Consider the following 14,860-nt stretch of genomic DNA (forward strand, 5'->3'; position numbering starts at 1 on the left):
GTCTTCGATCAGGGAGCGGTGCTCGGCCAGCCACTGCCCGAGGTCGGACAGGAGGAGGTCGGCGGCCTGGACGGCCTCCGGTCCCGGCGGGAAGGGGGTGGGGTGGAGGACTTCCAAAGCCCACTCCCCCGCCTGCTCGGCACGTACGAGGGTGCTGGCGTCCGGCGCCTGCACGGCCGCCGGCTGCGGGGCGGTGGCGGCGTAGGTGATGAGTGCGGTGAAGGTGTCGGTGTGCAGGTCGAACAGGCCGGGCCAGTCGCGGGGGTGGTTGGAGAGGAGGGCCCGGGCACCGCTGACGGTCAGGCCTCTGGCGGTGGAGATGAACCGCGTGGCGTCCTCCTGGGCGGGCAGCGGCTGGAGGGTGCCGTAGCGGCCCCCGTCGCGTGACCACAGGGTCCAGGGGTCTTCGCCCTGCCAGGAGATCCGCAGGCCGGGGTCGGAGCCGAGACGCTGGTGCAGTTCCTCGCCCCGGCACACGAACACCTCGCGGCCGCGCTGGATCGCGTACAGGGTGTCGGGTGCGGGCTGCAGGGCGAGCCGGGCGCTCTGCGCGGTGTGCGCGGTGACGTGGGCGGCGAGCAGGTCGATCGCCGCCTCGTCGCCGAAGAATGCGTCGATCAGGGCGTCGTCGTGTGCGTCGCCGGGCGTGCCAAGCCCCTGCGCGACCTGCTCCTGGATCCAGTCGCGGACCAGGTCGACGACCTGCCGATCCAGGGGTTCGTTGCTGACGGTGAGGCCGAGGGTGCGCGGGTCGATCGCGGCGGCATCCAGGAGCCGGTCGATGAGCGCGGCGTGCCGCTGCCACTGGGGCGGAACCGGGAGGCAGCCGCCGGTGCGCGCGGGCTCGGTGCCGGTGGCGTGCTGGCTGACGGCGGCCGCCACGCGGGCGAAGGCGCCGATGAAGCCGCGCGGGGTGAAGTCGGCGTGCAGGGCGTGGCGCAGCAGCGGGCTCATCTGCTCGGCGCGTGCGCTCAGCCAATCCAGCAGGGCCGGCGCGTAGGGCACGGGAGCGTGGCTGGTGAGCGAGTGGGCGGGGGTGCCCATCGCGGCGAGCAGCTCGGGGTCGGCCAGTGCTTGCTGAATGAGGGCGTCCAGCTCGGCGTCGAGGTGCCCGTCGGTCTCGATGAGAGTGGCGTGCAGCCGGCGTGCGTGGCGGGTGGCTTCGGTCGCGAAGTCACGGAAGTCGTTCTCCCGGTAGGCGCGGTAGCCCTCCTCCTCGTGTTCGCGGCCCACCTGGCGGGCCAGCTGAGCCGCCTCGTCGAGCAGGTGTGGCCAGACCGGGTCGATGAGACCTTCGGAGGTGTGCAGGGGACGGCGGTCGATCGCCTCCAGGAGCCGGGACAGACGCCGCTCGGTGACCGCCTTCTTCGGCCGGAGCTGGGCGTGAGCCCGGCGAGCAGCGCTGACGCGCGCGCTGTGCGAGCCCTCCAGCTCTTCGCGCTCGGGCCGCCCGTCGGTGCGCGCATAGGGCGCTGCCGGGTCGAGGTCGCGAGAGGCAACCTGAAGGGAGCGCGGACCGTAAGCAAGGAAGGTGTCGGCCAGGTCCGGATCGGTGAGCACCGTCCGGGCGAGACGCCCCAGGTGGGTGGGCAGTTTGCCGCTCGCGCGGCTCAAGTCTGTGAGCCCGGTGGCGCGGGCGAGGCCATACATGGCCTGGAGGTGCGCGTCGGCGCCGCCCGGGATCCGTGCGGCGGCCACCCGGGCCTTCAAGAGGGCAACCTGCGCCCCGGTGCGTGCGAGTCCGCCTGGGGTGGTGCTCTGAGCGGCGGCTTCCGCCAAGGCGTCGAGGGCCTGCTGGACCTCGGCCGCGCTCGCATAGGGTGCCTCGAAACGCCGGGCCGTCTCGCGCAGCCACGTTTCATCAAGCTCGGGCGGCGGGGTGTGGGCGAGGCGGTCGACGTGGAGGGCCGCGGCGCGCGCGAGGTGGCGCAGTCGGCCGTTGGTGGTGCGGCGGTCGCTGGGGGCGAAGTCCGGCTGCGCGGCCAACGCTTCGGCGGCCAGCTGGACCCGGGTGTACGCCTGGAGCTGGAGGCCCCAATCCGCGGCGGGGGCTCGCTGGGCTTCTTCCCAGGAGGCAGCGAACTCCGCGATGGCCAGGCCGAGCTCTTCGGCCGGCTCCGCAGGCAGGTCCTGTTCGAAGTCTTCCCGCCACAGGTCATACAGCGCGTGCAGGGCCTCGCGTGCGTTGGCGGCGGAGTCATACTGGTTGTCCGTGGCGTACGGTGCGGGACGATCTTCTCCGAGTGTCCAGCGGTCCTGGTCCGGGTCGTCGCTGGTGGCCGTGTCCTGCCCGGACTGGGCTGAGGGCTCCGCCGCTAGGGCAGGGGTGGTTGCAGGGCTCTGGGGTGCAGGGGCGGCGTTGGCGGTGGGGTCGGCGGCGGCGAGGGCGCGGACGGTGTCTTCGTCGCCGTCGCGGATGGCCTGGATGAGGGGCTGATTGTTCTGCGTCCAGGTGGCCATGAACGCCTCGAACTGGGTGCGTGCCCGGTCCTCGATGATGCGACCCAGGTCGTCCTCGCCCGCCTGCTGGGCCAGGGTGGCGCGGTGCCGGTCGAGGAAGGTGCGAGCGAGGCGGGTGAAGTGGCTCAGGGGCGCTTGCATGGTGTCGCGGTCGCGGCGCTTGAGGGAGCGCAGGAGCCGCTCGGCCTGCTGGAGGGATTTGGTCAGGGCGGCATCGGTGTCGTGGCCGTCGCGGTCCTCGTGGGCAGCGACCGCCTCAAACAGATCGTGGCGCAGCTGGGTGAAGGCCCGCGGGATGCTGCCGTGGTCCCAGGTCTGGTCGGCGGCGCGGCTGAGCTCGAGCTCGGCGGCTTCCACCTCGATGAAGGCCTGGTTCCATTCCCGCTGGGTGGCGAAGACGGGCGCAGTGACGGGCGGCGGCACGGCGGCGGGCGGCTGCGCGACCGGCGCGGCCGGCACGCTGGTGCCGACCGGGGCGGGTGCAGGCTCGTCGGCTGCCGCCGGCGGGGCCGTGGTGTTAGGGGACTCGGCGGCTGTCTGGGCTGGCGTTTCGGCTGAGTTCTCGGCAGCCGGGATCACCGCGGCGGGGGCTTCGGTGGCGCCCGCAGCGGACGGTGCGGTGCGGCGGGCCAGGCCGGTGAGGCGGGCGTCGTTGGCGACAGCTTCGAGGCGGTCCCCGTCGCGGCGGCGGGCGGTGAGGTGGCGGCCTTCGCTGCTGACGGCGTGCAGGGCGGGGCTGTCCTGCATAAGGCGCCGCAGCAGGGCGTGCGCGGCGACGGATTCGGTGCCCACGGTGTACTTGGCGGACAGGCCCAAGTCGTCGAGGCGGACGTACTCGCGGCCGTCCTCGGCGCCGGACTGATCTGGGCGGGGTTCGGCGGAGTCCTCCCACTGGGCCAGCGCCTGCGGGCTGGTGAGCGTGGCGTTCCAGCGCTGTTCGTGCAGGGCGGCCAGGCGGCCGAGCCGCTTGAGGTCGGTGGCCATGGGGTTGTTCTTGCCGAGCGCCTCGGTGGCGTCCTCGATGGCGGTGCGCCACAGGTCGGGCGGCACGATCGCGGCGGCCGGCGCCAGCACCTCACCCGTCAGGCGCTTGGCGCGCAGGCTACGGCTCTCCTCGTGCAGCTGGGCCAGGGCCTTGGTGAGCTTGCGGGCGCCGGGGCTGGTCGCGGCGTCAGGGTGGGATTCGATGACCGCGCGCAGAGCTTCGGCCATCAGCCGTTCAGCGATCAGCGTGCCGAGCCGGTCGGTGTAGCAGGGGAAGTCCTCCTGCTCCTCGTCCCCTCCCATGGGGTCGTCGGCGGACGCGCCACTGCTTCCACCGCTGCCGCCTGAGCGGCTGCGGGAGCGCCCGCCGCCTCCTCCGCCCCCTCCGGAGCGGGCCATGGCCGCCCCGTCCTCGGCGCCGCCCGCGTAGCTGGGCACGGCGCCGGCGGGGCCGCTGCTCTGGACCGTTGTTTCGCTTTCCAGCTCGGCCATCAGGGCGGCGAGCTTGGCCTTGGCCTCGATGAGACTCTCGTCGTCGTGGTAGACGGTGCCCAGGTATTGCTGCGCGTTGGCAACCTCGGCGAGCGCGTGGGCGTGCTGCTCCTGGGCGAGGGCGAGGTCGTCCTCGAGGTGGGCGAGGCGGTGTTCGAGGGACTGGATGGTGCCGGAGACAGACGCCGGGTCGGCGGTGAGCTTCTTGCGGTCGACGGGCACGGGCTTACCGGCGCCGAAGTCGAGGTGGAGGTCGAGGAAGTCCAGGCGGGCAAATATGGGCACCCCGCCGAGCTCGGCGACCTCCAGTGGCGGGTGGTTGCGCTGGCCGCGCAGTTCATCGATGGCGTCGATGAGCCGGAACTGCAGTGCGCGCGCGGCGTCCTTGCGCTTGGTGTAGGTGCGCCTGGTGCCGGTGCGCTCGACAACGGTCATGGAGAAGTCGGTGTCGCGGGTGGAGCGGCGTGTGCCGGGCGTACTGCCGTCGCCGAGGATGGTGGTGAGCCAGGCGATGCTGGCGTCCAATTGCTCGGCGCGCAGGGTCTCGGTGCGAATGGTGTCCCGCAGGCCGTACTGGGCGGCGTTGTGGGCGTGTTTCTCGGCCTCCATGCCGAGGATCTCGTTCTGGAGGGTTCCGACTTCCTGCAGGCGCGGGTCACCGGCCCCCATGGCGACGGCCTCGACCATGTACTCGTTGAGGTCCATCGCGATGTCTTCGATGGTGCGGTCGGTGAGCTTGCCGGACATCAGCTGCTGGATGAACTTGGCCTTGCCCAGGACGAGCTGCCACACGTAGGCGTCGAAGGAGTTCTCGGTGACGTAGTTGTAGACGTGGACCTCGCGGCCGAGGTCGTAGTTGAGGTTCTTCTGACGTACGACGCGGCCGGTGCGCTGGTGCAGGTCGACGGGCCGCCAAGGGCAGTCCAGGTGGTGCACGGCGATCGCCCGCCGCTGCACATTCGTCCCGGTCCCCATGGTTTCCGTGCTGCCGATGAGCACGCTGATCTTGCCATTGCGGGCGTCGCGGAAGAGGGCGGCCTTCTCCCGGTCGGACTGGGCTTCCTGCATGAAGCGGATGCCGTCGGTGGGCACACCGCGGGCGGCAAGCTCCATGAACAGCCCGTCGTAGACGGTCCACTTGCCCTGCTTGAGGGCCTCCTTGGAGGGAGTGCCCAGGTCCGCGAAGACGAGCTGCAGGCTGCCGGGCAATTCGTCGGGCGCCTCGTCCTTGGGACCCTGGTAGACGTCGTCCTTGTGCCTGAAGTACAGCTCGGCGATCTTGTCGGCGGCGATCGAGATCTTCGTCTGCTCGTTGGGGTCGAGGGCGTAGCCGATCAGCCGCGGGTCGAGGGCGGCCTGCCGCATCCAGGACGCCAGCTTGAGCATGTTGTCTTCGCTGGGGTCCACCGCGCGTGAGCGGATGTCGCGAGCGCGGGACTTGGCGATCTCGGCTATCTCGGCGTTCACGCTGCTGGGATGGCACTTGATCATCTGCGGGCCGCCGCCGAAGACCGCGGGGACGGGGAGCCCGAGGTCTTCGGCGGTCTTGACGTCGGTGGGCACCCACCAGGCCGTCAGCAGCTCGGGCATGTTGGTGAACCGGGCGAAGCGGGACTTGGTCTGCAGGCCGCCCTCGGGCGCGATCTCGATCTTGGTGTCGATCTCGGCGTGGTTGGCGACCCAGTCGTCGAAGTTCTCCAGGCCCTCGGCGGCAAGGATGTCCGGGCGCAGCAGCTTCATCCACACGTACGCCTCGGCGATGGAGTTGACCACCGGCGTCGCGGAGGCTCCGGTGATCACGCGGGCACCGTACTTGGCCCGCATGTACTCCAGCTTCATGTGCAGGTCGGTCGCGCGGATCGACCCGGGAATCGACAACCCCGCGTTGTTGGACGGGTTGTACAGGTTCTTGAAGTTGTGGATCTCGTCGACGAACAGGTAGTCGATGCCGAGCTGCTCCCAGCTCAGACCGCCTTCACGGATGGAACGCATCCGGGCGCGCAGGGCCTGTTCGCGGACCAGCTTCTTGCCCTCCACCTCCTTGACGGTGTCGTCGCTGTTGGGGTCCTCACCCTCGGCGATGAGCTTGGCGCGGCGCCGCTCCAGGTCGCGGTCGAACTCGGCGAGCTGCTTAGCGATGTAGTTCTCGTGCTCGGCGGCGGACAGCGGGATCGCCTTCATGACGCCGTACGTCATGATGATCGCGTCCCAGTCGCCGGTGGCGGCCTTGGCCGCGAACCGCTTGCGCTTGCGGCGGGTGGACAAGTCCTTGGTAGAGGCGGTCAGCACCTTCGCACCGGGGTAGGCCTGCAGGAACTCCCTGGTCCACTGCTCGGCCATGTGGTTGGGCACGACGATCGCCGGCTTGCGGGCGAGCCCGAGGCGGCGCAGCTCCATGGCGCCCATGGACATCTCGAGCGTCTTGCCGGCGCCGACCTCGTGGGCGAGCAGCGCGGACGGCTCGTTCAGGATCCGCGAGACGGCGGCCTGCTGGTGCGGGCGGGGGGTGAACTCGGTGGACAACCTCGGGAAGGACAGCTTGGGCGCGTCGTCGTAGTTGCGCAGGACGAAGCTGTTGAAGCGGGTGTTGTACACGGTGGCGAGGTGCTCGGCGCGCTCCTCGTCCTTCCACAGCCAGGTGCGGAACTCCTCGTTGATGCGCTCCGCGTACTTGTTGGCGATGGTCGTCGCCGTCATCGCCTCGGCCCGGATCCGGGCCTTCTCCGCGGCGGTGGCGTCCTCGGGGAAGGAGGGGACGATCCGGATGGGCCGCTGGTTGAGCAGGGCGCGGACGATCTGGACCGCGTTCATCGCCTCGGTGCCCCACACCGCGGTCGTCATCACGTTCTGCTCGGTGCGGCAGTCGACCGTCCACGTCGATCCGGCGGCCCGCTCCACCTTGATCGACTCATCGCGCAGCAGCCCGCGCAGGAACTCCTGCACGTAGGAGGCGTCCACCCAGGGCGCGCCGAACTTGACGCGGATCTCCCCCGGCGGCACGTCCTCGGGCTGCACCTCGGTGAGCGCCGCGACGTTCGCGACGAACCGCTGATCGACAGCGGCGGCGTCCTGGGCCTGCGAGAGCTTGAGGCGGACATTGCCTGACAGGTACTCGGCGACCGGCACCAGACGCCCAGTGTGGGGCTCCTCGAACACCACCCCGATCAGCGCGTTGCGCGCTGCCTGCTCCCCGTCCAGATCCAGCAGCCGGACGACGACATCGAGGCGTATCTGTCCGTGCAGGTCGAGGCTGATCGCGGCGGCCTCTTCGGGCGTCTGCGCCCGCTCGGGCAGCGTGCGCGGGGCGGCGACGCGCTGGGTGAAGATCTCGGACTTGCGGGCGCTGCCGGTTTCCTCGTCGTAGTCCTCAAGCGCATACACCAGCGGGGCGTGCGGGTCATCGGCGAAACCGCCCTGTGGCGGCGGGACCCGCGCCCAGACCTTGAGCTTCCCGGCGTCGCGCAACTCATCGTGCACCGCCTGCAGGTCCGCCAGCGGCTCGCGCAACGCGGCCGGGGTCTTGGTGGCGTCCCAGCCGAGGAGGACCTGGAGGTCGGCTTCGGTCATCACGCCGTCGCCGAGGTTGTCGATCGCGGCCTGCTGCTTCGAGCCGAGCCGGCCCGTCACCTCCAAGGCCGCGTCCATCAGCTGCTCGGACAGCTCCTCGGGTACGTCGTCCCAGGTGAGCTTGCGGGTGCGCTCCTGCCGGGTGAACCGGCTGACCGGCCCGTACTTCTCGACGTACGCGTCGTAGTGCGCGTTCTGGGTCGAGCGCAAGAAGGTCAGCCAGGCCTCGTCGGCATCCGGATCGGTCTCCGCGTCCAGCAGTTCCGAGACCGCGTCGCGTATCAGCAGCAGCATCCTGAGCTCGTCGCGCTGGGTCTTGGGGCAGGGATGCGGCTCGCTGTCCTCCAGCCGCGCCGCCCAAAAGCTGCCGTCGGCGAGTGGGATGATCCGCCCGTCGAACCGTTCCGCGTTCTCCCCGAACAGCTCCCGTGCGTCAGGGCCCTGCACCTCCCCCTCCCGCCGGACCGGGTTCTCGGTCATCCCCAGGCCGGCCTCGACAGCGGCCGCTATCTCGCGCTGCAGCTCCCTGTCCAGGCGCGCGGCGGTGTCGCCCCCGCGGGCAAGGACTTCCGGGCGGTGCTTGCCGCCCCGGGCGCGCCCAGGCACCAGAGTGCCCAGCACGTTGCGCGGATGCTTCTGGTAGTACTCGTTGACGTCCATCCGCTTGTCGTCAGCGGCCTTGACCTCCTCGGTCTTCGCGAAGACCGCGCCCTGCTTCTTGTGCGAGGGCGCCTTGCGGCGGAACACCAGCAAGTCGGTCGCCACGTCGGTGCCGGCAGCCGCGGCGTGCGCGCCGTTGGGCAGCCGGATCGCGCACACCAGGTCCGCGAGCTCGCCCATCTCCGCGCGGGCGGCCTTGGAGGACTTGTCGAGGGTGCCGGTGGAGGTGATGAACGCGGCCACTCCCCCGACCCGCACACCTTCCAGGGCCTTGATGATGAAGTGGTCGTGCATGGGGAAGTTCCCCGGGTTATGACGGGGGTCGCTGAGGCGGGCCGAGTGGAAGGGCACGTTGCCGATCGCCGCGTCGTACTCGCCGGTCTTGACCCGCGACTTCTCAAAGCCCTCGTTCAGGATCCGGGCCTGCGGATACAGGGCCTGGCTGATCGCCGCGGTCACCGGGTCGAGCTCGACACCGGTCATCTCCGCCCCCTCGGGGGCCATCCCGATGAACGTGCCCACCCCGGAGCCCGGCTCCAGCACACGACCACCCTTGAACCCGAGCGCCTGCAACGCCCGCCAGATGACCTTCACGAACGCGGCGTCCGTGTAGTGCGCGTTCAGCGTGGTACGCCGCGCGGCCTGGTACTCGGCCTCGCTCAACAGTTCCCGGAGCTCCGCCTGGGCAGCCTCATACTTCTGCCTGTGGCTCTTGGTCCGCTCCCGCGACGGAGCGAACAGGTTGGGCAGCGCACCCCACGACGACCAACGGGCCAGCACCCGCCGCTCCTCACCGGTCGCTTCCCGCTCCTCAGCCTGGATCCGACGCAGCACCCGCAGCGCTGCGAGGTTCGCCTCCAAGCGGGCCATCGGCGCGGCCGGAGCGAGATCGTTCTGGCTTTCCGGGCGGAATGCCGCCTCCTCCTGGGCGGCCATTTACAGCAGCCCCTGACGGGCAAGGGCTTCATCAGAGAGGCCGGTGAGCTCCAGCAGACGCGGAACAGCGCCAGTGCGAAGCCGTTCGCGCTCCGCAGCACTGAAGTCCCGCGGTCGACTCCGGCCGGCCAGCAGGTCGTGCAGGTGCTGCTCGCGCCACTGCTCCTCGGTCACCTCGGCTGCGCTGAGGTGCGGGTCGTCGGCCAGGTCGACGTCGTCCTCGGCAGGGAGGAGTACGAGCTCGCGCAGCACCTCGGCTTCGGTCTCGCGGCGAGACTGCTCCAGACGGCCCGCCCGCTCGAGGAAGGACTCCCCCGCCACGCCAGGCGTGTTCACACGCTCCGCGGTCCAGCGGATCCGCACCTCGTCCTGAACATCAGTGCCCAGCTCGGTGAAGAACGCCTCAGGATCATCGATCTCCGCGATGCGCCCGGGCCGGAACTCCTGCCAGTGCTGCTGCGCACGCCGCCCGTACTGATTCACGTCCACCACTCCCCACATCCGGTGGGCAGCGCAGAACGATCACGGACTCAGAGAGGCTCCTCCTGCGCCACCAGCATCGATGCTTGGCGTGGAAGAGCCTGAAGAACGGGCTTGAGCTGCTGCATCCCTTTGTGCGGGACTGAGTAGAGAAGGATCTTGACCTCCGGTCCGCGCCATGGAACGGGAGGAGTGGAGGCTTCGCTTGCTCCTGGAGGGGGCGAGGGGCTCTGCCAGGTGAGCACAGCGCTGCGCGGGGGCATTGCTGCCTGTCGCGATGCGATGCTGGGGCCGGCCGCCGGTGTGCCGAAGGCGGTTGAGGCGAGCTGGACTGCGGCTACGTCGAAGTCCGCGGCGGGCGGCCCCTTTTGTCCGACCGATGAGGGCGTCTCGCTCGGGAGCTCCTAGCGGGTGGAGGGTGGAGCATGGCCGGTCCAAGGGACGGGCGCTGGTTGGGCTGCCCTGCGGGCCATTACGGCGTAATCGTCGAGCTTCTGCGACCCAACCTTCCCTATCTAGCGTGCCGGTGCTTGAATCGATCTTGCGCGTTAGTAAGGTATCTCGCATGAGTTCTCCAGCCACGTCGAGCGACCGCGAGAAGGTCGTGTCCAAGCTGCCGGGATGGCTCCGGCAGAACCTCAAAGTCAGGGCCGCCCAGCACGGTCTCGAGATTCAGCAGGCCGTCGAGCAGGGCATCGACGACTGGTGCCGACTCGCGTCCACTCCCGGAAGCATCGACACCGCCGGCGCCGACTCCTTCTCCACCCTCCTTCCGTCAGGGCAGTGGGACGAGTTCCGCAGCATCGCCAACGACCGCAACGTTTCGCTCATCCAGGGCCTAGCCCAGTCCGTGCAGCTGTGGCTGGACAACAACCCCTCCCCGGACGTCGAACGGCCCGCGATCACGCGGCGCATCGTCGTCTGCAACCAGAAGGGCGGTGTCGGCAAGACCGCCATCACCGCCGGCCTGGGCGAGGCGCTCGCGGAGGACCCCGACAAGCTCCACCCGGTCCGTGTTGCCAAACAGCTCCTCGACGCTCTGCGCGCTGCCGACGACGGGCAGGACGTCAGCCCGGCTGACGCAGATCCGCTGGACGTGGAGAACCTTCCAGGACCCGGCATGCGGGTTCTGCTGGTCGACTTCGACCCCCAGAGCCACCTCACCAACCAGCTCGGCGGCTCACCGCTACCCATGGACGGCGACTCCCTCACCAACCACATGGGAGGTACACCCAAGGGCGAGTTGAGGGACCTCATCATCGCGGTGGAACCCGAGACATTCGGCGACCGACTGCACCTACTGCCCGCCTGCAACGACGCCTTCCTCCTGGACGTCCGCCTCTCCAGCGTCCGCGCCCGCGAAGCCGCCCTCGAGCGAGCTCTGGCCCCACTGGAGGCTGATTACGACGTCATCATCGTCGACTGCCCGCCCAGCCTCGGTCTCAGCATGGACGCAGCCGCCTACTACGGCCGCCGCCGCGACGGAGAGGAAGCCGGAAAGTCCGGCGCCCTCATCGTCGTCCAAGCCGAAGACAGCAGCGCCGACGCCTACGACCTGCTCACCACCCAGATCGAAGACCTCAGCAACGACCTCGGCCTGGTCCTCGACTACCTCGGCATCGTCGTCAACCTCTACGACGGCCGCCGCGGATACATCGCCACCTCCTCCCTTCAAGGCTGGGTCGACATAAAAGACCCCCGGGTCGTCGGCCTCATCGGAGACTTGAAAGAGCAGAAAGAAGCCGTCCGCGTGAAGCGGCCTCTGCTCTCCTACGCGCCCCGCTGCCAGCAGTCGGTCGGCATGCGCGCACTCGCAAGGGAGATCTCGTGACCAACAAGGCCAGCGCTCTGGGAGCCGGCCGTTTCGGAAGCCGCACCGCAGCCCCCGTCAGCGCGCGCCGCCAGGCAGTCGCCGCGGCCACCGGGGTCCCCACAGAAGGCGTCGCACCGCCCACCAAGCTGCCCGTGGACCGGATCAGCCCCAACCCCGACAACCCCCGCTCCAACCTCGGCGACCTCACCGAGCTGGCGGGCAGCCTCGCCCAGCACGGGCAGAAGCAAGCCATCACGGTCATGAACCGGGACGCCTATGTGAAGGCCAACCCGGCTCGTGAGAAGGACCTAGATCCTCAGGCCACCCACGTGGTCATCGACGGCAGCAGCCGCCTGGCCGCCGCCCGCGAAGCAGGCCTGACGCACCTGAGCGTCTGGGTCAACGATGAACAGGGCCAGGACTCCGAATCACTGCTGGAATCGGCACTGGTCGCCAACATCCACCGCCACGACCTCGCTGAACTCGACGAGGCACGCGCTCTCGAACGCCTGATGTCCATTCACGGCTCGCAATCCGCTCTGGCGAAGCGCCTACACAAGTCGCAGGGCTGGATCTCCCAGCGTCTGGCGCTCCTGAACCTGACACCGGAACTTCAGGCTCGGATCGGTACAGAGCCCATCACGCTTCTGCGGGCGGTGGGCAACAAGCCGCCCGAGCAGCAGGAAGCAGCCCTAGAAGAGCTGAAGCGACAGAGCACGCGAAAGGGAGCAGCCAAGCAACCCTCCCCCACTACGCCGCGCACGGTCGGCGAGGCCCAGAGCCATTACGGCGTAATAGGGCCCCCGGAGGACGGTGACGACCAGCAACATCCCGCGTCTGATGACAGTCAGCCTCGGCAGAACACATCCGTGATGCAGCCACCGGCTAAAGCGAAGCAGGAACGGCCGGAACCCGTGCCTGGCACCGAGCCTGACGCCAACACCGCCATCCCGGAGCCCCGAGAGCAGGAGCCGCCGGCAGACGTCGCGATCGAGCGGAAGCCCCGCACTCTTCCCTACGACGACCCCACGTACGTTGCCATGCACCTGGCCACCAGGATGGAGGCCGAGCACTTCGTCCGGGCGACGCACCAGATGACCACTCGCTGCTGGGACAAAGCGGGACTCGAGAAGGCACTGGAACTGCTGGGCAGCATGCTCGAGGAAGCAGCCAAGCACTGCCCGGAGAAACTGGAACTGCTCCTCCAAGAACATCGCGAGGCATCCGCTAGCAAGACCGCGCAGTAACCGAGGCAAGCACCGGCCCCGTTCTCCTCGCCCGCAAGGGTGGAAGAACGGGGCCTCGCTTGCCTTCACGGGTGCCCAAAACGGGACGCAGTCACATGACCGGATGAGGATGAAGAGCAACACCGTGGTACAGCCGCTCTACCTGACGACCCACGTCACCGGCGTTCTTGGCCGTCACATTCCGATGAAGGTCACCGTTTCCGCGATGGCTGCCCGCCCGGTACGCAGCCCTGGCACGCCTTCTTTCTCAACCCCCCTGAGAGGGAACCGGCAGCCGGGGTCGCCGGGCTGGCGATGGTTTTCAAGCTGATCGAGTCCGCCCAGGCCCGCTGGCGGGCTGTGAACGCACCCCACCTCGTCGCTCTAGTCCGTGCCAGGGCCCGCTTCAAACGCGGCCACCTCGTCGAACGCCCTGAGTCCCTCTCGGTGTGAGCAGCGTCAGCCGATCCGCAGAAGCCGGAGGGCCTCAGGCACTCGTGCGCCGTATGTGCAGGTGGCCATTGCGGGGGAAGGAGGGCGGTGCCGCCGGCAGGACGGTGTCGGAGTCGTAGCGGCTCTTCTGCGCAACCCGGCACGATGCCAGGTTGTCCACCTGATGCAGGAGATCGAGACGCTCCAGCCCGTCGGCTTCGAAGGTGGCCTCACTGGGGCCGTTCTCCGTAATGAACCGCCATACGAGGCTGCGCACTTCGCTGCGACGCATCGAGTCGATCTCGACCTGAGACCACCGGGCACGAATCACGTCTGTCAGCGCATCTCAATCGACGCACCATCCGCCCACATCACCCTCGACCACCGCCAAGAACGTCGTAGCCAGGGTCTACCTGATGTCCGTGACACAGCGGCGATCCGCCGTCGTCTGAAGTTGGAAGGGGCTCGGTGGCTGGCAGTCGGTCTCCCTCAAGTGACAACAGCCAACCTCAGCAGACGACCGCCGTGAGTTCAGGCTCCAATCAGTAAGGCGTCGATCACGCGTCCGCGGGCGGCAGTCAACGGGCTTCCACCCTCACAGGCGACGCGAACGGAACCAGTGCTGGCCTCAGCAGTTTCCGGGGCTCCGGCATGTCGGCACTGACGTCACGCTCGCGGCAGGCAGGGAGCGGAATCTGACGGTGCCGGCTTGGCCTTGGCCGACTGCTGCGCCACGAATGCGTCCTGCCGAGACTGACCACCGTCGCCCGTGGGACGCTGCTTGCCATCACCGACTACCTCGGACCCTATTACGGCGTAATGGCTTGGAGCCTCGCTGGCTGGTCTCGCTGTAATGGGCAGAGCTGCTTGACTCTCCCCTTCCGTGCGCTCTGCCGCCGCATCGCTTCCAGTGCCGCCTCCTGCTGTCCTTGCCGGGGCCAGTGCTCGTGTCCACGCGCGCCCAAAGCACGCGCAATCACCTGCCCGGATGAGGCTGGAGAGCAAGACCGCGGTGCCGTCGCTCCACCTGAGCACGCACGTCACCCGGTTCTGGGCACTTCGGTCTGCCGCGAGGAAACCCCTAGCTCGAGAATCCTGTGAGCCGATGAGGGGCCGACTTCATACAGGCTCAGCGCCGATGACGATGCCAACGGCGCTGAGCCCATCCATAGAGGCCGTCGACCGACTGGCGTCGCGTCCTGACAAAAGCTTGGCCGCCACCGATGGGTCGTGGAGAAAACCGGGAGCTGGCTGGCCAGCTGCCGACGCCTCAATCGCCGTTGAAGCACAACGCCAAGCACTTCCTCGGCTTCGTCGGTCTCGCGGCGCTGATCGGATGCCCGACTCGCCGGGCAGATCCAAAGGACAGCACCTTCACAAGCACCTCGCGCACCCTGTCAATGCTGTCAGCCGGCACATCGAGCAATGCCTCAATCTCGGCGTCCTCTATCTCCAAGTCATCCAGACACCCGGGCTCAAGCGAGACCGTGAGCAGGCTGTCTATCAGCGCGATTTCACGGACACACCCGTAGGCCGTGCGGTCCGGGGTCATCACCCAGTAACGGTCTCGGGGGCAAGTGAGCTTCGGGCTGCTGTCCTGGCGGTTCGGCTGATGGACCCGACCGGGACGATCACCATGTCCGCCGAGGCCGTAAAGAGGTGGACAGCCCTCCGGTGCTGGACGAGCATCTCCGCCATGAACAGCACACTTATCTCCATCCCCAAACGCGTCCGCTTCGTCGAGCTCAGCAAAGGCGCTGCGGGCGCTTGCCGACGGTGACCTCGCTGGCGGCAGCGCCGAGGCCGGGGT

5 protein-coding genes and 2 pseudogenes (1 of these 7 running past the window's edge) are annotated in these 14,860 nt (G+C 69.0%); 3 read left to right on the top strand and 4 right to left on the bottom strand.

Annotated features, from left to right (window positions below; genetic code table 11):
- Together ACFQ9Z_RS35855 and ACFQ9Z_RS35860 are read right to left on the bottom strand one after the other, a co-directional pair.
- Window positions 1-9,099: the 5' end (the start) of a UvrD-helicase domain-containing protein gene (locus ACFQ9Z_RS35855; RefSeq protein ID WP_383030023.1), read on the bottom strand. Its footprint begins 19,599 nt before the window's first position; only the first 9,099 of its 28,698 coding nucleotides appear in the window; the start codon lies at window positions 9,097-9,099; its stop codon lies beyond the left edge, outside the window.
- Window positions 9,100-9,582: a hypothetical protein gene (locus ACFQ9Z_RS35860; protein WP_383030026.1), complete on the bottom strand. Its 483-nt coding sequence runs from the start codon at window positions 9,580-9,582 to the stop codon at window positions 9,100-9,102. It lies immediately after the preceding gene.
- A 562-nt stretch (window positions 9,583-10,144) separates the two neighbouring features.
- Between ACFQ9Z_RS35860 and ACFQ9Z_RS35865 the strand changes: the two genes are divergently transcribed.
- The 3 genes and pseudogenes from ACFQ9Z_RS35865 to ACFQ9Z_RS35875 all read left to right on the top strand — a co-directional run.
- A complete protein-coding gene (locus ACFQ9Z_RS35865) occupies window positions 10,145-11,410 on the top strand; it encodes an AAA family ATPase (protein ID WP_383030028.1) in 1,266 nt (421 codons plus the stop codon).
- Window positions 11,407-12,639, top strand: a complete 1,233-nt coding sequence (locus ACFQ9Z_RS35870) for a ParB/RepB/Spo0J family partition protein (protein ID WP_383030030.1) — start codon at window positions 11,407-11,409, stop codon at window positions 12,637-12,639. Before ACFQ9Z_RS35865 ends, ACFQ9Z_RS35870 begins: the two co-directional genes overlap by 4 nt.
- Before the next feature lie 267 nt (window positions 12,640-12,906).
- A pseudogene (locus tag ACFQ9Z_RS35875) lies at window positions 12,907-13,071 on the top strand (IS256 family transposase); the annotation flags it as partial.
- 34 nt (window positions 13,072-13,105) lie between these two features.
- On the opposite strand, the pseudogene ACFQ9Z_RS35880 reads toward ACFQ9Z_RS35875, so the two are convergent.
- A pseudogene (locus tag ACFQ9Z_RS35880) lies at window positions 13,106-13,276 on the bottom strand (GNAT family N-acetyltransferase); the annotation flags it as partial.
- Window positions 13,277-14,320: 1,044 nt separating this feature from the next.
- Window positions 14,321-14,605 carry a hypothetical protein gene (locus ACFQ9Z_RS35885; protein ID WP_383030032.1) on the bottom strand — a complete coding sequence of 95 codons (285 nt, stop codon included), beginning with the start codon at window positions 14,603-14,605 and terminating at the stop codon, window positions 14,321-14,323.
- Window positions 14,606-14,860 lie beyond the last annotated feature (255 nt).

This window comes from Streptomyces sp. NPDC056580, from assembly GCF_042793175.1.
Classification (GTDB): domain Bacteria; phylum Actinomycetota; class Actinomycetes; order Streptomycetales; family Streptomycetaceae; genus Streptomyces.